At 33.9% G+C, this 20,720-nt stretch carries 18 protein-coding genes and 1 tRNA gene; 10 read left to right on the top strand and 9 right to left on the bottom strand.

Annotated features, from left to right (window positions below):
* The first annotated feature begins 56 nt into the window (after nt 1–56).
* Nucleotides 57–2,120 carry a M3 family metallopeptidase gene (locus ACODSB_RS00095; protein WP_488935567.1) on the top strand — a complete coding sequence of 688 codons (2,064 nt, stop codon included), beginning with the start codon at nt 57–59 and terminating at the stop codon, nt 2,118–2,120.
* A gap of 65 nt (nt 2,121–2,185) precedes the next feature.
* On the opposite strand, the gene tsf is transcribed toward ACODSB_RS00095, so the two are convergent.
* The 6 genes from tsf to ACODSB_RS00065 all read right to left on the bottom strand — a co-directional run bounded on the left by tsf (nt 2,186) and on the right by ACODSB_RS00065 (nt 6,849).
* Nucleotides 2,186–3,148, bottom strand: coding sequence for a translation elongation factor Ts (tsf, locus tag ACODSB_RS00090; RefSeq protein ID WP_488935566.1), 963 nt, complete (start codon nt 3,146–3,148; stop codon nt 2,186–2,188).
* 137 nt (nt 3,149–3,285) lie between these two features.
* Nucleotides 3,286–4,053 carry a 30S ribosomal protein S2 gene (gene rpsB / locus ACODSB_RS00085; protein WP_017497948.1) on the bottom strand — a complete coding sequence of 256 codons (768 nt, stop codon included), beginning with the start codon at nt 4,051–4,053 and terminating at the stop codon, nt 3,286–3,288.
* Between the two features lie 176 nt (nt 4,054–4,229).
* Nucleotides 4,230–4,616, bottom strand: a complete 387-nt coding sequence (gene rpsI / locus ACODSB_RS00080; RefSeq protein WP_017497947.1) for a 30S ribosomal protein S9 — start codon at nt 4,614–4,616, stop codon at nt 4,230–4,232.
* A complete protein-coding gene (rplM, locus tag ACODSB_RS00075) occupies nt 4,616–5,071 on the bottom strand; it encodes a 50S ribosomal protein L13 (protein WP_026983738.1) in 456 nt (151 codons plus the stop codon). The genes rpsI and rplM overlap by 1 nt, the downstream gene beginning before the upstream one ends.
* A gap of 192 nt (nt 5,072–5,263) precedes the next feature.
* A complete protein-coding gene (locus ACODSB_RS00070; protein ID WP_053472628.1) occupies nt 5,264–6,076 on the bottom strand; it encodes a ferritin-like domain-containing protein in 813 nt (270 codons plus the stop codon).
* 26 nt (nt 6,077–6,102) lie between these two features.
* The gene (locus tag ACODSB_RS00065) at nt 6,103–6,849 is read right to left on the bottom strand and encodes a ferritin-like domain-containing protein (protein WP_053472629.1); all 747 of its coding nucleotides are present in this window, start codon (nt 6,847–6,849) and stop codon (nt 6,103–6,105) included.
* Between the two features lie 194 nt (nt 6,850–7,043).
* Here ACODSB_RS00065 and ACODSB_RS00060 point away from each other — a divergent pair, with 194 nt between their 5' ends.
* A complete protein-coding gene (locus tag ACODSB_RS00060; RefSeq protein WP_488935565.1) occupies nt 7,044–8,069 on the top strand; it encodes a LacI family DNA-binding transcriptional regulator in 1,026 nt (341 codons plus the stop codon).
* 227 nt (nt 8,070–8,296) lie between these two features.
* Here ACODSB_RS00060 and polA read toward each other — a convergent pair whose 3' ends face one another.
* Nucleotides 8,297–11,149 carry a DNA polymerase I gene (polA, locus tag ACODSB_RS00055; protein ID WP_488935564.1) on the bottom strand — a complete coding sequence of 951 codons (2,853 nt, stop codon included), beginning with the start codon at nt 11,147–11,149 and terminating at the stop codon, nt 8,297–8,299.
* 332 nt (nt 11,150–11,481) lie between these two features.
* Between polA and ACODSB_RS00050 the strand changes: the two genes are divergently transcribed.
* From ACODSB_RS00050 to ACODSB_RS00020, 7 genes are all read left to right on the top strand, one after another.
* Complete coding sequence (locus ACODSB_RS00050; protein ID WP_488935563.1) at nt 11,482–11,679, top strand: hypothetical protein; 198 nt, start codon at nt 11,482–11,484, stop codon at nt 11,677–11,679.
* A 51-nt stretch (nt 11,680–11,730) separates the two neighbouring features.
* Nucleotides 11,731–11,913, top strand: coding sequence for a hypothetical protein (locus ACODSB_RS00045; protein ID WP_488935562.1), 183 nt, complete (start codon nt 11,731–11,733; stop codon nt 11,911–11,913).
* 187 nt (nt 11,914–12,100) lie between these two features.
* Nucleotides 12,101–12,775 (top strand): response regulator transcription factor, encoded by a 675-nt coding sequence (locus ACODSB_RS00040; RefSeq protein ID WP_488935561.1) that lies wholly within the window; start codon nt 12,101–12,103, stop codon nt 12,773–12,775.
* Between the two features lie 10 nt (nt 12,776–12,785).
* Nucleotides 12,786–14,123: a sensor histidine kinase gene (locus ACODSB_RS00035; RefSeq protein ID WP_488935560.1), complete on the top strand. Its 1,338-nt coding sequence runs from the start codon at nt 12,786–12,788 to the stop codon at nt 14,121–14,123.
* A gap of 103 nt (nt 14,124–14,226) precedes the next feature.
* Entirely contained in the window at nt 14,227–14,409 is a 183-nt protein-coding gene (locus ACODSB_RS00030) for a hypothetical protein (protein WP_180856371.1), read from the top strand.
* Nucleotides 14,410–14,582: 173 nt separating this feature from the next.
* Nucleotides 14,583–15,818 (top strand): metallophosphoesterase, encoded by a 1,236-nt coding sequence (locus tag ACODSB_RS00025; protein WP_309840920.1) that lies wholly within the window; start codon nt 14,583–14,585, stop codon nt 15,816–15,818.
* A gap of 71 nt (nt 15,819–15,889) precedes the next feature.
* Nucleotides 15,890–16,192, top strand: coding sequence for a thioredoxin family protein (locus ACODSB_RS00020; RefSeq protein ID WP_053474396.1), 303 nt, complete (start codon nt 15,890–15,892; stop codon nt 16,190–16,192).
* 33 nt (nt 16,193–16,225) lie between these two features.
* Here ACODSB_RS00020 and ACODSB_RS00015 read toward each other — a convergent pair whose 3' ends face one another.
* Complete coding sequence (locus tag ACODSB_RS00015; protein WP_053474395.1) at nt 16,226–16,864, bottom strand: polysaccharide deacetylase family protein; 639 nt, start codon at nt 16,862–16,864, stop codon at nt 16,226–16,228.
* Nucleotides 16,865–16,959: 95 nt separating this feature from the next.
* Entirely contained in the window at nt 16,960–20,241 is a 3,282-nt protein-coding gene (locus tag ACODSB_RS00010) for a glycosyltransferase family 117 protein (protein WP_488935559.1), read from the bottom strand.
* A 247-nt stretch (nt 20,242–20,488) separates the two neighbouring features.
* Between ACODSB_RS00010 and ACODSB_RS00005 the strand changes: the two genes are divergently transcribed.
* Nucleotides 20,489–20,559 (top strand) — tRNA-Gln (locus ACODSB_RS00005).
* Nucleotides 20,560–20,720: the final 161 nt, after the last annotated feature.

Here is a 20,720-nt window from a genome sequence, read left to right as displayed (position 1 = left end):
TGCTGCTTATTTTTTTTGGAAACTATTTAAGCAGAAAATTATTAATGCATTTTATTATGAAAACACAAATAGATTTAAATAATCCGTTACTTCAGGAATGGTCTGGTGCTTATGGCGGAGTTCCGGATTTTACAAAATATAAAATCTCTGATTTTAAACCCGCAATTGAGTTTGCTATTCAGGAAAAATTAGAGGAGATTGATGCAATTGCAAACAATGTTGAAGAACCTACTTTTGATAATACAATTGTTGCTTTAGAGCTTTCTGGCGAAAAACTGGACAGAATTCATGCCGTTTACGGAATTTACAGATCCAATTTAAGCAGTCCTGAATTTAATGTGGTTGATACAGAAATGTCTCCAAAATTGGCAGAGATTAGTGATAAACTATATCAAAACGATAAGCTGTTTCTAAGAATTGAAAAACTATATAAAAGTGCCGAAAGTAAAAATTTAAATGCTGAACAACAGCGTTTGCTTTGGCTTTATTATACCGATTTTGTTCGAGAAGGGGCGGAGTTAAATGAAGAAGATAAAAAGGAAGTAGCCAAAATTAATCAGGAACTTGCCGGGCTTTTTACTCTTTTCAGCCAAAAATTATTAGCAGAAGAAAATGATCAGTTTTTAGAATTAAAATCTGAAAATGATTTGGATGGTTTGCCTGAGGAATTTAAAAACGCAGCCATTGCTGAAGCGAAAGAAAGAAAGCTGAATAGTTTAGCTAGTATTGGCAACACAAGATCTTCAATAGAACCGTTTTTGACTTTTTCAAATCGAAGAGATTTACGAGAAAAAGCATTTGATATTTTTGTAAAACGTGGTGATAACAAGAATCAAAATGATACTAATGAAACGCTGGTTTCAATTTTACAATTACGTGCGAAGAAAGCCAAAATATTAGGCTTTAAGAATTTTGCTGAGTGGAGTTTGTCTAATAAAATGGCTAAAGACCCACAGAAGACTTTAGATTTAATGGAATCGGTATGGAAGCCAGCTGTTGAAAAAGTAAAAAATGATGTTGCTGCAATGCAGGAAATGGTAAATAACGAAGGCGGAAATTTTAAAATTCAACCTTGGGATTATCGTTATTATGCAGAAAAAGTGCGCAAAGCAAAATATGATTTAGACCAAAATGAGATAAAACAATATCTTCAGTTAGAAAATTTACGTGAAGCCATGTTTTGGGTTGCGGGTGAATTATTTAATTTAGGATTTAAACAATTATTTGATGTTCCGGTTTATCATCCTGATGTTCGCGTTTGGGAAGTGAATAATAAGAATACAGGTAAATTAATCGGATTGTGGTATTTTGATCCTTATGCACGTGTTGGCAAGCGTTCTGGAGCGTGGATGAATTCGCATAGAGATCAGCAGAAAATAAAACAAAGTATACTGCCTATAGTATCGAATAACTGCAATTTTATAAAAGGAAATAGTGATGATCCTGTATTGATTTCGTGGGATGATGCGACAACTTTATTCCATGAATTTGGGCACGCTTTGCACGGTTTATGTTCAAATGTTACTTATCCTAGTTTGTCAGGAACTTCGGTTGCGAGAGATTATGTTGAGTTTCCTTCGCAATTACTGGAACATTGGCTGGCAACTCCAGAAGTGCTGAATAAGTTTGCACTTCATTATAAAACAAATCAGCCATTGTCTGAATCTTTGGTAGAAAGAATAGAAAAAGCGGCGAATTTTAATGAAGGTTTTGCAACTGTCGAAACGATTTCGAGTTCTTTTGTAGATATGAAACTGCATTTAACAACTGAAACTGTAGATCCACATCAATTTGAGAAAGATGTTTTGGCAGAAATTAATATGCCGTCAGAGATTGTAATGCGACATAGAATTCCGCAATTTGCCCATATTTTTTCAAGTGACGGATATGCAGCGGGATATTACAGTTATTTATGGGCCGACGTAATAAATGCAGACGCTTATGAAGCTTTTCTGGAAGCTGATGGGCCTTATGATAAAAAAGTTGCCGAACGTCTTTATGACATTGTTTTAAGTGTTGGGAATAGTGTAGATAATGAAAGTATGTATGAGCATTTTAGAGGACATGCTCCAAAATCTGACGCTTTGATGCGTGCGAGAAATTTTCCAGTTGAGAGCTAAAAACTGAAAATAAAAAAACCCGAATAAATTAATATTCGGGCTTTTTATATTGAAATAATAATATATTAACCTAAAGTAACTCTTTTGAAACCTGTAATTTCAACGTTGTATCCTTTAACGTAATCACCAACTTTTTTACTATCATCTTTGATAAAGTTTTGATCTAACAAAGCTTTCTCTTGATCTAATGTAGTGTTGTCAGAGATAAAACGCTGTACTTTTCCTGGGATAATTTTGTCCCAAATTTGCTCTGGTTTACCTTCAGCTTTTAATTCAGCTTTAGCATCTTCTTCAGCTTGTTTTAAAACTTCTGGAGTTAATTGAGAGTAAGAAATGTATTTAGGAACATTTTTTAAAGTTTTTCCTAAACGTTTTGCTTCTTCATTATCTTTTTCGATTACAGCAATACGAGCAGCAAGTTCAGATTCAACGAAAGCAGGATCAAAATCTTTGTAAGATAATGTATCAGCTCCCATAGAAGCAACTTGCATAGAAACATCTTTAGTTAAAACGTCAGCGTTAGGAATTGCAGCAGAAATTGCAGTTAATGCAGCAATTTTGTTAACGTGAACATAAGATCCAACAAAAGCACCTTCTAAAATTTCAAAACCACCGATTTCGATTTTTTCACCGATAACACCAGTTTGCTCGATTAATTTTTCAGCAACAGTAATTCCGTTGAAATCTGAAGCTAAGAATTCTTCTTTAGAAGAGAAGTTAATAGCTCTTTCTACTAAATCTTTAGCTAAAGTTACGAAAGCCTCATTTTTACCTACGAAATCAGTTTCGCAGTTTAAAGTGATGATCGCTCCTTTAGTGTTGTCAGCATTAACAAAAGAAACAGCAGCTCCTTCAGAAGACTCACGGTCAGAACGGTTAGCAGCAACTTTTTGTCCTTTTTCTCTAAGGACTTGTATAGCTTTATCGAAATCTCCATCAGCTTCAACTAAAGCTTTTTTACAGTCCATCATTCCGGCACCTGTAGATTGTCTTAATTTATTTACGTCTGCAGCAGTAATTGTTGCCATAATATTTTGAATTTTAATGTTAAAAGTAAAAATTCCATCTTTTAAATTCTAAACTCCAATTTTATTAAATTATCAACATAACGTTTTTAATTTGTGGTTTGGATTTTAGAATTTAAAATTTGGAATTTAAATTTGATTTATTCTTCAGTTGCAGGAGCAGCTTCAGCCTCAGCAGCAGGAGCAGCTTCTTCAGCTACTTCAACTTCTTTTTCAGAACCTCTGTCAGAAAGACCTTCGATAACTGCAGTAGTCACTAAAGATAAAATTTTGTCAATTGATTTAGAAGCATCATCATTTGCAGGAATAACGTAATCAACCTCTCTTGGGTCAGAATTCGTATCAACCATTGCGAAAACTGGAATGTTTAATTTTTGTGCTTCTTTTATTGCGATGTGTTCAGCTTTGATATCTACTACGAACAATGCTGCAGGTAGTCTAGACATATCAGCGATTGAACCTAAGTTTTTCTCTAATTTAGCACGTAGACGATCAACTTGCAAACGCTCTTTTTTAGATAACGTCATGAAAGTACCATCTTTCTTCATTTTATCAATAGAAGACATTTTTTTAACTGCCTTTCTGATAGTTACGAAGTTAGTTAGCATTCCACCAGGCCATCTTTCAGTGATGTAAGGCATGTTTGCAGCCTTTGCTTTATCAGCAACGATGTCTTTAGCTTGTTTTTTGGTAGCTACGAATAAAATTTTTCTACCTGATGCAGCGATTTTTTTCAAAGCTTCGTTAGCTTCTTCAATTTTAGCTGCAGTTTTATATAGATTGATAATGTGAATACCATTACGCTCCATATAAATGTAAGGAGCCATGTTTGGATCCCATTTTCTAGTCATGTGTCCGAAGTGAACACCTGCTTCTAGTAATTCTTTTACTTCTATTTTGTTTGCCATTTTTGTACTAGTTTACGTTCTGTTGATTAGCAATGTATAAATGGCGATTTCTCTGGCTTTATACATTTAGATGCTAAACTATATCCTACCTCGATAGGAGAGCAACAATAACTGTGTTTTTTAATTTCAATAAATAATTGATAATGTCTTGTCCCATCTGAACAAGACAGGTAATATTAACGTTTAGAGAATTGGAATCTCTTACGAGCTTTCTTCTGACCGAATTTCTTACGTTCAACCATTCTAGGGTCTCTTGTTAATAAACCTTCTGGTTTTAGGATAGCTCTGTTTTCGATGTTCACTTCACACATTACACGTGCTAATGCCATTCTTACAGCTTCTGCCTGACCAGTTGAACCACCTCCGTAAACGTTTACTTTTACATCAAAGTTACTAGCATTTTCTGTCATAGATAATGGTTGTAATACTTTGTATTGTAAAGTTGCAGTTGGAAAGTAAGTTGCGAATTCTTTTTTGTTTACAGTGATTTTACCTGTTCCTTCAGAAACATATACACGTGCAACAGCGGTTTTTCTTCTACCGATTTTGTGAATAACTCCCATTACTTAAGATCGTTTAGGTTAACAGTTCTAGGTTTTTGAGCTCCGTGAGTATGCTCAGCACCTACAACAACATTTAGATTTCTAAAAAGTTCAGCTCCTAATTTGTTTTTAGGTAACATTCCTTTTACAGCTTTTTCTACTAATAATGCAGGGTTTTTAGATTGCAATACTTTAGCAGTTAAAGTTCTTTGTCCTCCTGGGTAACCTGTATGACGCATGTAAATTTTGTCATTCATTTTTGTACCTGTAAGGTTAATTTTTTCTGAGTTGATAACAATTACGTTATCTCCACAGTCAACGTGCGGTGTGTAACTTGGCTTGTACTTACCTCTTAAGATCATCGCAACCTTTGAAGCAAGACGACCTAAGTTATGACCTTCTGCATCAACAACAATCCACTCTTTAGTTACAGTGGCTTTGCTAGCTGAAATTGTCTTGTAGCTTAATGCGTCCATAATATTATTTTAATTAAACATTCCATCCCCAATAAAGGGGATGCAAAAGTACAATTAATTATTTTAAAACCAAATACCTGAAAAGAATATTTTATATCCTGAAAATCAGGCTTTCAGTTTTTATTTTTAAAACCATAAAAAAACCGTCCTCACAATAACGCGAGGACGGTTCAAAATTAACCTTATTTTTAACTAAACAATAAATATATTGGCGATATCGACCACTTGTTGTGTCGTTAACGGTTCATCATAAGCTTCTGATCCTGCGGCAGCACCAAATGCTGAGGCTGTATTGAAGCCTGCTTGCATCGTTACTCCTTCGCCATCATAAACAGCCTGCGTTGCTGCCGGCATTCCGGCACCTCTTTCAGCATTAGAGATCCAGCCTTTTAAACCTCGCAGTCTTCTAACTTCAGAAGCGTGTCTGGCTTCAACTGAGTGAATTTGTAATGCTGCTGTCAGTAAATCTGGTGTAGATATTAAGTTAGCGGCCTGACCTTTATAGGCTCTTACACCTGTATCTTCAAAGGCTTGTGCCAATGCCAAAAAGGTAGGATAATCATTAAAAGGATCAAATGCTCCGCCTACAGTAAAGTCAAAAGTAGGCTTTGGAACAAAATTAGCACTCATTGTTCCGCCAAGTCCCGCAATTAAAAACGAAACATGATCTGCTTCGTGCGCAGCGATTTGCTGAAAAACTTTTAAATCGCGTCCGCCGTTTTCAGAAGCCGGAATAACCCCTGAATCTAATGCCATGGCGTAAAATTCGTTTTCCAGATATTCCAGAGTCAATGCAAACTGCAAAGCTCCAATTGGTGTCGCTGGTGTTGCCGTTATGTCTTTTGCAAAAGCTTTATTAGTAAAAGCAGCTAATCCAAAAGGAATTGATGCCATTGCCAGGTTTTTTCCGATATTCCCAAACTGCGTAAAACTGTCTCTTCTGGAACCAGTGCTTTTCATTAAGCTGTCATCAGTAAAGGTTTCTATAAATTTTAAAATATTCATAATTTCTAATTTTTAGCTAGTTAAGATTAAGGTAAATAGTTTGCCGTGAATTTTGTGGTAATAAATCCTGCAGCAACTGGTAGGATTTTTGACGGATCTTTTGCAACGTCTAATCCGGTTGAAGTGCTTATAATATCATCTCCGGCAAAATCTTTTGAATTCGGGTTGATCAAACTTCTAATGGCAGAAGCGTGTCTGGCTTCTACAGAAACAATTTTTCCGGCTAATAATAAATAATCAGGGCTTTTAATAAGTCTGCCTGCTCCATTATAAGCAGCAACACCAGTATCTTCAAGTGCTTTTGCGGTAGCTAAAACTTCGGTACGGCTATTAAAATTTAAAGCACCATAACTAAAGGCTAAAGAAGGAAGTAATTGAGAACCAGGATCTGGAAGCGCTCCGGTTAAAGCGGCTTTAAAAAAATCTCTGTGAACTACTTCGTGATGGTAAAGATCTGTAAGGACCTGACGTTCTGTGTCATTAAATACAGTATTAAAGTTGGAGGCATTTACCACTTTAGTGTAAAAATCGGCTTCTAACTGCTCTAAGGCGTACGCATAAGTTAGAACACCAAAGTCTCCTGAGCCTAAGTCAAAAACACCATTTTTGACTCCAGGTAAGGAATTATCCTCCATATTGTCATCGTTATCATTGTCGCTGCAACCAGCTAAAACCAAACCTGCGGTAACTAATGTTAGTCCACTGAGCTTCAGAAAGCTCCTTCTGCTATCCAGGGAAGGGTTGACTTCCTGAATTTTAACTTCGTTTTTCATAATCTAGGCTTTTATTAAGTTAATAACATTCTATTAAGTTTATTAACGAAATTTTTAGACATGCGGTTTCAGAAATTTCTTCTTTTTTAGAATTATTTCGAATAGATACTATTATTTCAAATAGTGGTAGGGGTTTTTTGTTTTATTTTCGGTAATTCTACTATATTTGTATTAATTACATAAACTTTTATTAGATGAAAGCTAAAGCAACTCTAAAACAAATTGCGAAGGAACTAGGTGTTTCTGTGTCTACAGTGTCTAAAGCACTAAACGACAGCCCGGAAATAAGTGAGCAGACGAAGGTGAAGATTAAAGAGTATGCCAAACTCAAAAATTATAAACCGAATGTTATTGGTCTGAACTTGAAGAATCGAAAAACCAAAACAATTGGTGTAATTATACCTAATATATTAAACTCCTTTTTTGCAAAGGTTTTTAGCGGCATCGAAAAGGTTGCCGATAAAAAAGGATATAATGTAATTACGTGTATTTCGAACGAATCTTTAGAGAAAGAAATTCATACGCTTGAAATGTTAAGCAACGGAACTATCGACGGATTTATTCTTTCGGTTTCTGAAGAAGCACAAAAGCTGCAAGATTACAATCACTTTTCGGCTATTATTAATGACGGAACGCCAATTGTAATGTTTGACAGAATTGCTGATGAAGTAGAATGTGATAAAGTTGTAGTAGATGATTTTGATTCGGCTTTAAACTCAACGCAGCATTTAATTAATTTAGGCTGTAAAAATATCGCCTTAATTTCTTCTGTAGATAATTTAAGTGTTGGAAAATTAAGAGCTGATGGCTATTTAAAAGCTTTAAAAGACAATAATATTCCGGTAAACGAAAAAATTATTCTTCGTACCGATTCTGAAGATGATATGAAAGCTAAGATTGACGCTATTTTTGACAATAAAGTTGATGCGATTTTTGCTTTAGATGAAAATGATTCAGTTGCGGCTTTAAGAGTAAGTTTGAAAAAAGGATACAAAGTTCCGGAAGATATTTCGATAATTGGTTTTGCTGATGGAATCTTGGCTTCAAGACGTTTGTCTCCAAGTTTAACAACAGTAAGCCAGCACGGAATTGAAATTGGTGAAGTTGCTGCCAAAAAACTAATCGAAAGACTGGAAGAACCAGAAGGTGAAACTTCTGATTACGAAACGATCATCATCAAAACAAAATTGAAAGAAAGAGAGTCTACAAGAAAGGCTTAATTGTAAAAAATATAATCCATAAAAAAAGGACTGTTCGAAAGAACAGTCCTTTTTTTATGTTTAGTGTCATTTCGACGAAGGAGAAATCTCCGCAAGTAACTCCGCAATGAGGATCCAATCTTTGTCGAGCTTCTCGCGAAGATTTCTCCTTCCTCGCAATGACAAGATTGTGTTGATTGTTCTTGATTCATAAATCTAAAATCAACAATCAAAAATCTAAAATGGCATTAATGCGCTTCTAGCCAATCTTTACCCAAACCTAATTCGACTTCTAAAGGAACCGCCATTTTGAAAGCATTTTCCATTTCGTGTTTAATCATTGGCTGGATTTTTTCTAATTCGTCGTTGTGCACATCAAACACAAGCTCATCATGAACTTGCAGCAGCATTCTGGATTTCCAGTTTTCGTCTTGTAATTTTTTATGAATGTTAATCATGGCAATTTTAATCACATCGGCAGCACTTCCTTGAATTGGTGCATTTACAGCATTTCGTTCGGCAGCACTTCTCACAACGGCATTCGCAGAATTAATATCTTTTAAATAACGGCGACGACCTAAAATAGTTTGTACATAACCGTTTTCACGCGCAAAATCAACCTGATCCTGCATATATGATTTTAATCTCGGATACGTTTTGTAATAAGCATCAATCAAAGCTGCACTTTCACCGCGAGATAATGAAGTCTGATTACTTAATCCGAAAGCAGAAACACCATATATAATTCCAAAGTTTACCGTTTTAGCATTACTTCTTTGTTCGCGTGAAACTTCTTCAAGCGCTACATCAAAAACTTTTGCTGCGGTTGCTCTGTGAATATCTTCACCGTTTTGGAACGCTGCAATCATATTTTCTTCACCGCTTAAAGCAGCAATAATTCTTAATTCAATTTGCGAGTAATCGGCAGAGATTAAAGTGTGGTTTTCATCGCGCGCCACGAAAGCTTTACGAATCTGACGTCCTCTTTCCGTACGAATCGGAATGTTTTGTAAATTCGGATTATTAGAACTCAAACGTCCAGTTGCGGCAACAGTCTGCATATAATCGGTATGAACTCGTAATGTTTTTTTATCAACTTGTTCCGGCAAAGCCAAAATATAAGTGCTTTGTAATTTCACCATTTGACGCCAGTCCAAAATTTGTTTTACAATAGGATTGTCGTTTGCTAAATAAGTCAAAACTTCCTCTCCGGTTGCATATTGACCCGTTTTGGTTTTCTTTTGCTTTGCTCCGCCAATTTTAAGTTTATCAAATAAAATATCTCCTAATTGTTTTGGAGACGCAAGATTAAATTTCTCGCCCGCAGTTTCGTAAATTTGTTCTTCTAAAGATTTGATTTCAATCTCCATCTCTCCAGACATTTGTTTTAAGAAATCAACATCAAGGCGAATTCCTTCTGTTTCCATCGCAGCTAAAACACTTACTAACGGAATCTCGATTTCATCAAACAGCTTTTTAGTTTCTGTTTTGTCTAATTCTGTAGTAAAGATTTCTTTTAATTGTAAAGTAACATCAGCATCTTCTGCAGCATATTCTTTAATATCTTCTAAAGGAACATCGCGCATCGAAAGCTGATTTTTTCCTTTTTTACCAATTAAGGTTTCAATTGATTTTGGTGAGTATTTTAAGTACGTTTCGGCCAAAATATCCATATTATGACGCATATCCGGATTAATCAAATAATGCGCAATCATGGTATCAAAAAGTTTTCCTTTTACCGTAACTCCGTAATTAGCAAGAATTTTTAAATCGTATTTTAAGTTCTGTCCAATTTTTTCGATGTTTTCATTTTCAAAAAACGGAACAAATTTGTCTACTAAAGCTTTTGCTTCTTCCTGACTTTCCGGAAACGGAACATAAAATGCTTTTCCTTTTTCGTAAGAGAAAGACATTCCCACAAGTTCTGCATGCAACGCATCGATTCCTGTAGTTTCGGTATCAAAACAAACTGAAGTCTGCTTTTGTAAATTCTGTAAAAGCATTTTAATACCCAAATCGCCCTGAATGATTTGGTAAAAATGCTCAGTATTTTCTAAAGTATTGTAAAATGAATTTCTTGCAGCTTCTGCACTTTCATCAAGAGTAATTCCGCCTCCGCCAAAAAGATCAAATTGGTCTTCGTTCTTTGGCTGTGGTTTTTTGTATAATTTAGGATCGGCTGCCGGAGCACTATTTGCTAATTCATTTCCGCCACCCACTTTAAATAAGTTATCAAACTGTTCCGCCATTCTTCTAAATTCCAGTTCCTGAAAAATAGCATCTGTTTTTTCAATATCAGGGCGAGAAAGTTCGTAATCATCTTCATTAAAAACAACATCGCAATCGCAGATAATCGTTGCCAGTTTTTTAGACAAAATACCTTTATCTTTATTCGCTTCGATATTCTCCTTCATTTTTCCTTTTAGTAAATGTGTATTGTCTAAAAGGTTTTCCATTGTACCAAATTCTTTTAGGAACTTTTTAGCGGTAACTTCACCAACTCCAGGCAATCCCGGAATATTATCCACGGCGTCGCCCATCATTCCTAGAAAGTCTATAACTTGTTCAGGTCTTTCGATTTCAAATTTTGCCAAAACTTCGGGAATTCCCCAAATTTCGATTCCGTTACCCATACGGGCAGGCTTGTACATGAAAATATTTTCAGAAACCAATTGCGCAAAATCCTTATCCGGCGTTACCATGAAAACCTTATAATTTTGTTTTTCGGCTTGTTTGGCAATAGTTCCAATTAAATCATCGGCTTCACAACCTTCGATTTCAATAATCGGGATATGCATGGCTCTTAATAATTCCTGAATATAGGGAACTGCAATTTTAATCGCCTCAGGCGTTTCATCACGATTGGCTTTATATTCTACGAACATTTCCGTTCTTACATGACTTCCGCCTTTGTCAAAAGCAACAGCAAGATGATCTGGTTTTTCTCTTTTAATAACATCTAAAAGTGAGTTCATAAAACCCATAATTGCAGATGTGTCCATTCCTTTTGAGTTTATTCTCGGGTTTTTTATAAAGGCATAATAGCCGCGAAAAATTAATGCATAAGCATCTAGAAGAAAAAGGCGTTTTTGAGTTGACATATAAAAATTATTAGTCTGTAAAAATAAACAATTGGGTCCTCAAAAATTAGACTAACGAGTTTTTTTTTCCACCATATAAGTTATATAAGTTCATTTTAGCAAAGACGTACCCGTAGAGGCACACTGCAGTGCGTCTCCGCATTTTAATACATAACGATTAGTTGCGTCCTATATATTAAATGAACTTATATAACTTATATGGTGGAAAAACGAGCAAAGCGTTAATGTCAAGTTAATTTTTTTTATTCAGGGATTTCTTCATTTTGTCTTCATGTTATGGGGGTAATTTTGATCTGTAAAATAAAAGGTAATTAATTTAAATCTTAGAAATCATGAGAAATTTATTGATGGTATTAACAGCAGTTTTAGGAACAAGCGCAATGGTTCATGCGTTTCCTGCAAAAGATGGTAAAACAGTTCCTGCAAAAGAAGTAAAAGCAACAAAACACCCGAAAAGCAAAACTGATAAAAAAACAAAATCAGTAAAAAGTGAAGCTCCAAAAGCAGAAACAGCAAAAACAAAAAAATAAACAAAAAGATAATTTAGAAAAAAAGGTTGGTTAATTTAAAAATTTAAAATCATGAAAAAATTAATTTTATTAGCGGTAGCAGTTTTAGGAACAACTGCAATGGTAAATGCTCAAACAACTCCAGCTCAGGCAGCGCCTGCAAAAGAAGTTAAAGCGACAAAACACCATCATAAAGGAAACAAAAAGGCAAAAGCTCAAGCTCCAAAAGACGAAGCTGCAACCGTGAAAAAATAAGAATTACTCTCGTTTTGTTTTCGAAGCATTGTAACGGAGGCAAAACAGGAATAATGATTATGATGAATGCGATTGAAGAAAGCTGATGAAGAAATTTGTCAGCTTTTTTTATTCGTTAATTTTTTAATAACACGTAACCGGACTTTTGATAATTGATTAATTTTAGTTGCGTTTAAATGCCTTTTTTATGAATGTTTTAATTGTTGAAGATAATAAAGAACTTGCAGTAGAGGTTTATGACTTTTTGTGCAATGCGGGTTATATTTGTAAAATTGCCAATAGCTGTGCCGATGCTCTTGAAGAATTTGCAAGCAATGATTATGATGCGATGCTGCTTGATCTTGGTCTGCCGGACGGAGATGGTTTTGAGGTTTTACAAACTATTCGAAAAACAAAATCAAAAATTGCGGTAATTGTGCTGACGGCGCGTGGAGAATTAGACGACAGGATTAACGGGCTTCATCTTGGTGCCGATGATTATTTGACTAAACCTTTCGCATTGACCGAATTAGCAGCAAGATTATTTGCTGTAATTCGCAGGATTCATGGTTTTACTTTAAACAATTTAAGTATTCACGGATTTTTACTGCAGCTTCAGGATTATAAAGTGAGTTTTAATGATGTGCCTTTAAGTTTGACTAAAAAAGAATTTGATATTTTTCAATATTTAGTTCTGAATAAAAACCGGGTAATTACAAGACTGCAATTGACAGAACATATTTGGGGCGATATTCTGGAGGTAAACTCCGATTCTAATTTTATAGACGTACACGTTCGTAACCTTCGAAAAAAATTAGACAAACATACTTCGATTGATTGGTTTGAAACCGTTAGAAATGTTGGTTATCGTATTAATGAATAAATAGATTTTTGTGAAGATAAAACATCAATTGGCCATATTTAATGCACTAACAAGATTGTTGGTGATTTTGGTTTTATGGCTCATGCTTCCTATTTTGGTCGAAAATGTGGTTTACAGACATATTAATAATGGATTAATCGAAAAGAAACAGAAATTCATTGATCATTTAAATCAACAGGAAATTAATGATTTTATCGAAAATGCAGATGATTCGACGGAAACCTATTCGCAGTTTTCTACACTTCACAGCGAATTTTTGGTTCTTTCCAGAGTTCCTATAAAACCGCATCAAAAGAAAACTTCTTTCAGTAATGAATATAGAATTATTGAAGGTGAAGAAAATGAATACCGAATTCTGCAGCATCATTTTAGTTATCAAAATGAAGAATATCAACTCGAAATTGGGAGCAGTTTAAGCGAAGTAAAAGACTTGACTTTTATTATAAAGCTTTTTATAATTGTAGTTTTGGTCGTTATTCTTTTGGTTACTTTTTTGGCCGATACTTTTTATATCGAATATTTACTGAAACCTTTTTATAAAATTATCGATACTAAAATAAGGCGGGTCAATGAACCGGAGGTTTTTGATCATACACCCATAAATGCAAAATCGAGAGATTTTAGGGAATTAGATTTGGTTTTAAACCAAATGATGAATCGTATTGCAGAACTTTTTAAAAAAGAAAAACAGTTTATTTCTAATGTTTCGCACGAGCTTTTAACTCCAATTGCTTTATTGAAAAACAAGCTGGAAAATTTATTGCAAAATGATTCTTTAGATGATAATGCGGTGGATAAAATCGCAGGTTCATTGAAAACGCTTGATATGCTGAAAAAAATCATCAATAATTTACTGCTGATTTCCCGAATTGAAAACAATCAATACGAAGCCAATGAAAATATCAGTTTTCAGGAAATAATAAAGGATTTGCAGGAAGATTTGCAGGATCGTATTGATGATAAAGGAATTGCCTTCGTTAAAAAAATGGACCATGATTTTGTTTTTAGAGGAAACAAAACTTTAATTCATATTTTAATCTATAATTTAGTAACGAATGCCATAAAGTATAATAAGCCGGACGGAAGTATTATTGTTTCTGATGGGTTTTTGCAAAATCAATATTTTATTTCCATTACTGATTCTGGTATTGGTCTAAACGAATCGCAAATCGAAAATATTTTCAACCGCTTTGCCAGAGTAAGCTCAGATCAGGAAGGGCAGGGGTTAGGCCTTGCCATTGCTAAGAGTATTGCTGTTTTTCATCATATAGAAATTAAAGTTAATTCTCTTATAAACGAAGGAACGACATTTACTTTATTGTTTCCGGAGATGCAAAAACACAATTAAAAGTTAATTTTTTCAGATTGGTTCAATCTTCATTTTGTCTTCATTTAGTGATTCTATCTTTGAGCTATAAATAAAGAAGTAGTAATCACAAAAATCAACAATCATGAAAAAATTAATTTTATTAGCGGTAGCAGTTTTAGGAACAACTGCAATGGTAAATGCTCAAACAACTCCAGTAAAAGAAACTCCAGCAAAAGAAGCAAAAGCTGCTAAAAAAGAGAAAAAAGCTGATAAAAAAGCTAAAAAAGCAGAAGCTAAGCCAGAAGCGGCAAAAGCTCAAAAATAATGCGATAAAGGTTTATTGAATAAACTTTGTTGTAGACTAAAGGTTTTAAATAATTTGGTTGCAAAAGCTGATAGAGAAATCTATCGGCTTTTGCTATTATTTGAGTTAAATTTTTGATAATAAAAAGCGATAGAATATTCATTCTTTGTTACTTTGCTTAAAACTGTAAATAAATGATCCTTCGTTTTGTAATTCTATGTGCTCTTTTTCTATTTATTGAGTTCTATTCGTATCAAGCCTTTCGTACTTTAATCAAATTAAGATGGGTATTGATCAGCTATCAAATTATTAGTGTACTGCTTTTAGTTTTCATAATATATTCTTTTACGCAATTTGACCGTTCTGTTGGGCAGACCAAACAAACCATGTTTACAATGGGATTAATGTTATTGGTTTATGTTCCTAAAATTGTGCTTACACTTGTAATGTTTGGAGAAGATATTTTTAGAATCGGAGCCAGTATATTAAACTATTGCATGTATAATGCGCCTAGAAAAGAAATGATGCCGGACAGACGTAAGTTTGTCAGTCAGATTGCTTTAGGATTAGCTGCGGTTCCTTTTTTATCTTTGATTTACGGAATTTTCGAAGGGAAATATAATTTTAAAGTATTCAAACAGACTATATTTTTTCCGGATCTTCCAGATGAATTTGATGGTTTTAAAATAACACAGATTTCTGATGTTCACAGCGGAAGTTTTGATAATCCTGATAAAATTAATTATGCAATTGATTTGATTAATGAACAGGAATCTGATATGATTTTGTTTACTGGAGATATTGTAAATACTCACGCAAAAGAAATGCATCCGTGGCTGGAAACTTTCAGCAGAATTAAAGATTACAAGTACGGAAAATATGCTGTTTTAGGAAATCATGATTATGGCGAATATGTGACTTGGCCTTCTGAAAAAGAAAAAGATGAGAACTTTGCAGAAATCAAAAATCTTTATGGTAAAATAGGTTTTGATTTGATGTTAAATGAAAATAAATACATTCAAAAAGGTGCAGATAAAATTGCTTTAGTTGGTGTTGAAAACTGGGGACAGAATTTTAAGAAGGCCGGAGATTTGAAAAAAGCTTCGCAAGGACTTCAGGAAACTGATTTTAAAGTTTTAATGAGCCACGATCCAAGCCATTGGGAATATGAAGTGAAAAAAGATCCTAAAAACTTTCATCTAACTTTATCTGGTCATACGCACGGAATGCAGTTTGGAATTGAAATTCCGGGATATTTTAAATGGAGTCTGGCGCAATACATTTATAAACAATGGGCAGGACTTTATGAAGAAGCCGGAAGATATGTTTATGTGAACCGCGGATTTGGTTTTCATGCTTATCCTGGACGAGTTGGAATTATGCCTGAAATCACGGTTATTGAACTAAAAAAAGGTAAGAATGTGGCTTAATTCGTTAAAAATGCTACATTTGTATTAATTATATCTTTTTAATAGATTAAAAGAATTAAATTTTTGGTTTTATGTCAAAATTTGGAGAACTTATAAATGCTCAGGTTCCAGTGTTAATTGACTTCTACACAGATTGGAACGAATCATCAGTATTGATGCATCCGGTAATAAAGGATGTTGCGGCTGCGCTTGGAGACAAAGCGAAGGTAATTAAAATTGATGTTGATAAAAATCAGGAACTGGCCGAAGCATTACGAATTAAAGGACTTCCGACTTTAATGATTTATAAAGAAGGACAAATGATCTGGAGACAATCTGGAGAACTTGATGCAAATACACTTATCGGAATTGTTCAGGATCAATTCGACGTATAAAATACTTCAGAAATAAGATATTGTTCGGGTTTTCTAATGAATAATATCAAACTTATATCCATTCTCTTTTAAAAAATGCAGCGTTTTTGGTAAAGCAAATTTTAAATTTGGCGATGCTTTTATGCTGTCATGGAATACAATTACGCTTCCCGATTTTACATTTTTAGTAACGTTTTCAAGGCATTTTTCAGGAGTTATACTTTGGTCGAAATCCGCACTTAAAACATCCCACATTATTATTTTATAGCCAAGTTTGCGTAAAATCTTTGATTGCGCTTTTTTAATTTTCCCGTAAGGCGGACGAAATATTAAATTGTTCGGTTTTATTTCTTCTTCTAAAATCTTAGCGCAGTTATTTACATTTTCGATATACTCATTCGTATGTATTTTCCAGCCATTTACGTGGTTCATTGTATGGTTTCCAATACAATGTCCATCTGTGATTAATTTTTCGAATAAAGATAAATTGGCTTTAATATTTTTTCCAATACAGAAGAAAGTAGCTTTTGCATCAAACTTTTTAAGTTCAGATAAAACCCAGTCTGTAATCTCTGGGGTTGGGCCGTCATCAAACGTTAAGTATATTTTCTTTTCGTTGTTTGGAATATCCCAACAATATTTAGAAAACACCTTTTTAATAAATGAATTAGTTTTTACCCAATAAAAGCTCATTTTGATTTTATTTATATCTACGTAAAAATAAAAAATGCAGCGCTTTTTATCAAGAAGCACTGCATTTTTTTAATCAATATATTTTTCGTATATTATTATTCTTTTTCGCGTCCAAAACGTTCAAAAACATTTACATACGTATTAAATACTGTTTTATGTTTTTCGTAGAAAGCTTTGTCTTTATTTTCTCTCATAACATGAAGTAAACTTCTGTAACGCTCAATATCTGTAATAATATCCATTGCTAAATCAGTTTGGTCAGTTGGAGGCAGAGTAGCGTAATAGTTTAGATTTTCTTTGTATTTATTTACTAGTTTATCTAATAAATCATGCGCTTTAGCTGTTTCTCCTACTTTATAATATCCGCCTGCAAATGGCTCCACTAAAGAATAATAACCAAATTTATCCAATGGCATTTTTGTCATTGCTAAATTAATTACGTTTTTAGCTTTGTCAATTTTACCTTCGGCAATAAGTTCGTCTACTAAACGAGACAAGTTAGTACGGTATGTGATACTGTTTCTTCTGGTTTCAGGATCGTGATAGATTTTTTCGCTTTCGCTGTTACCCCAGTCCCATTTCATTACGATATCATACATTTTATCGGCATCAATTTGTCCCATATCCATTGGCCCGCCATCTTTAGAAGGCACGTTTCTAACAGGAACTAATTTATAAACCATACCGTCTAATTGCAGATAGTCTTTTAACCATAAATAATCTTCATCATCAAAAGCACCTCCGCTAAAATAAATTGGACGTTTCCAGTTATTATTAGCTAAAATATCCAGCATCATTAATCTGTTTTTGTAAAGAGCACTTCCTTTAATGTCAATATCCATATAAGGAACAATTGAATCATTATATTTAGGATTTACAACTTTGTTTTTAAGAATGATGTTTTTGTCAACATTCACTCTAATTTTATTTGTTGGATAAAAGTGAATTGTCTGTCCGTTTTGTAAACCTACAGTTGACTTTGGATTTTTAATAAAATCAAGGAAATCTTTGATGTTCCAGCGTGTTTCAATCTTCGGAATATGAGCTACATAATCTAACTTATCCCCAACATATTGATCATGTGTAAATGATATTGGTAAAGGATCAGATTCATATGATTTTGCTTTCATTTGGTCGATATACCAATCTGTCATGAAAAGACTTGTATTTACAATCTTAACATCGGTTCTAAAATGCTCAATTTCCTGAGCATACCAAAGCGGGAATGTATCGTTGTCACCAATAGTAAATAAAATAGCATCCTTATCACACGAACTTAAATATGCTTTTGCCATTGCAACAGCAGTATATCTGTTTGATCTGTCGTGATCATCCCAGTTTTGAGAAGCCATTAAAACCGGCGCAGCCAATAAACTTACTGCAATAATAGCTGGCCCGGCAATTTTTGGAGCGATATATTTCTGAATACTTTCATATAAAGAATAAACTCCAAAACCAATCCAGATGGCAAAGACATAGAAAGATCCAACCAGTGCATAATCTCTTTCACGAGGTTCAAAAGGTCTTTCGTTCAAATAGATTTTTAAGGCAATTCCGGTAAATAAAAATAAAGCTAAAAGCACATAAAAACTTTTAAGGTCTTTATTAGCATGATACATTATTCCAATTAATCCTAAAATGAAAGGAAGGAAATAGTAAACATTACGTCCTTTGTTGTTTAAAACATCAGATGGTAATTTATCCTGAGAACCCAAATGAACAGAGTCCAGCGCTTTGATTCCGCTAATCCAGTTTCCGTCTAAATTGTCGTATTTCCCCTGAACATCGCTTTGACGTCCAACAAAATTCCACATTAAATATCTCCAGTACATATATCCAAATTGGTATTCGAACATAAAACTGAAATTATCACCAGTAGTTGGTTTTTCGATGATAAGATATTCTCCGTAGCTTTTTAAGAACTTAACATAACCTTCGTTGTCAATTTGCTTTTGAGCATAAGCATTTCTGAATTCAGATATTGTTTTTTCTACTTCATTACGAAGCTGTCCAGTTGCTTTGTTGTATTCTTCTTCGGTTAATTGACTTGCATCAATTCCATATTTCCCTAAATCATCCTCATAATTATAGTCTGGATTGATTCGGAATTTAGGAGGATTTGTAAAGCTAATGTAGTTTTGAATGTGTCCGGTTTCGGTACTCCACATTCTTGGCAGAATTGCTTTTTGATTGTCGTCGCTGTTTTGTTCTGCGTTTTTATAATTGTTGGTAATAATATATTTACCAGTTTTATTGTCTCTTTCGTAGTTAGGTTTTTTGTCTAAATAGGGAGTGTTAGCATCAAGACCGGCGAAAACTTCGGTATATTGAGGGCCATAAAATAATGGATTTACACCGTATTGTTCACGATTGTAGTAGGCTAAAACCTCGGCAGCATCTGATGGTTTGTTTTCGTTAATTACCGTATTGGCATTTGCACGAACAGGAAGCATCATCCAGGTAGAGAAACCAATTAATATAAATAAAGTACAAAGGATAATAGTATTGTAAAAAATCAATCCTTTTTGTTTAGTGAATTTTAATCCGAAATAGAAAAAAGCAATTAATAATAAAGTCACAAAAATAGTTCCGGAATTAAAAGGTAATCCCAAACTGTTTACCATGAAAATTTCAGTTTTACCGAAAAAAGCCATCGTTAAAGGCAAAAGTAATTTGAAGATAAACAACAAAATTCCTATTACAACTACATTGGCAATAAGGAAATTTTTAATGGTAACTTTTTCGTAATGCTTAAAATAATATAAGAATCCAATTGACGGAATCGTTAATAACGCCATAAAGTGAACTCCAAAAGATAGACCAACAACCAAAGAAATGATTAATAACCATTTATTCCCTTTTGGTTTGTCCATATCTTGTTCCCAGCGTAATCCAAGCCAGAATAGTAATGCAATTAATAAAGACGCCATTGCATAAACTTCGGCCTCGACAGCATTAAACCAAAAACTGTCAGAGAAAGTATAAGCTAAAGCTCCAACAAAAGAACTTCCTAAAATTACAATAGAATTATTTTGATCGATTTCGGCAAAACGCGCTACGATTTTCTTTAAAATCATAGAAGAAGACCAAAACATGAATAAAATTGTAAAGGCACTAGAAAAAACAGACATCATATTTACCATTACGGCTACATGCTGAGCATCAATAGCAAACATGGCAAAGAAAGCTCCCATCATTTGGAATAAAGGTGCTCCCGGCGGGTGGCCAACTTCTAGTTTAGCTGCTGTGGCAATATATTCGCCGCAATCCCAAAAGCTCATTGTAGGTTCGACAGTTAATGTGTAGGTAATTAAAGCGATTGCAAATGCAAACCAACCAATAATTGTATTCCATTTATTGAAATTGAATTGTGCCATATTTAGGTGTTATAATTTTGTATGTTTTTCAATCCTACAAAGAAAATGTTTTTTTATGTAAAGAAACGAGCATTAACAAAAAATTCTATAATAACTATTTGTAAATATTAATGTGTTGTGTATAAGTAACTTTGAAAAATTTGAACGGCTTTAAAATGAAAAAGAATGAAAAAAAATATTTTTTTTGACAAAAAAGTTTGCGCAAACTAAATAAAACCTTAAATTTGCACTCGCTTAACAGCACTGCTGGTCTATGGTGTAATGGTAACACAACTGTTTTTGGTGCAGTCTTTCTAGGTTCGAGTCCTAGTAGACCAACGTAAAAAGCCTCTCAAATCGAGAGGCTTTTTTTTATGCAAAAAAGTTTGCTTAAAAATTTGCACAATTTAAATAAAGGTTTAATTTTGCACCCGCTTAACAGCATTGCTGGTCTATGGTGTAATGGTAACACAACTGTTTTTGGTGCAGTCTTTCTAGGT

The sequence above is a fragment of the Flavobacterium sp. FG68 genome, assembly GCF_057808895.1.
Note: the sequence above shows the minus strand (reverse complement) of the source record. Positions and strands in the feature narration are given on the sequence as shown.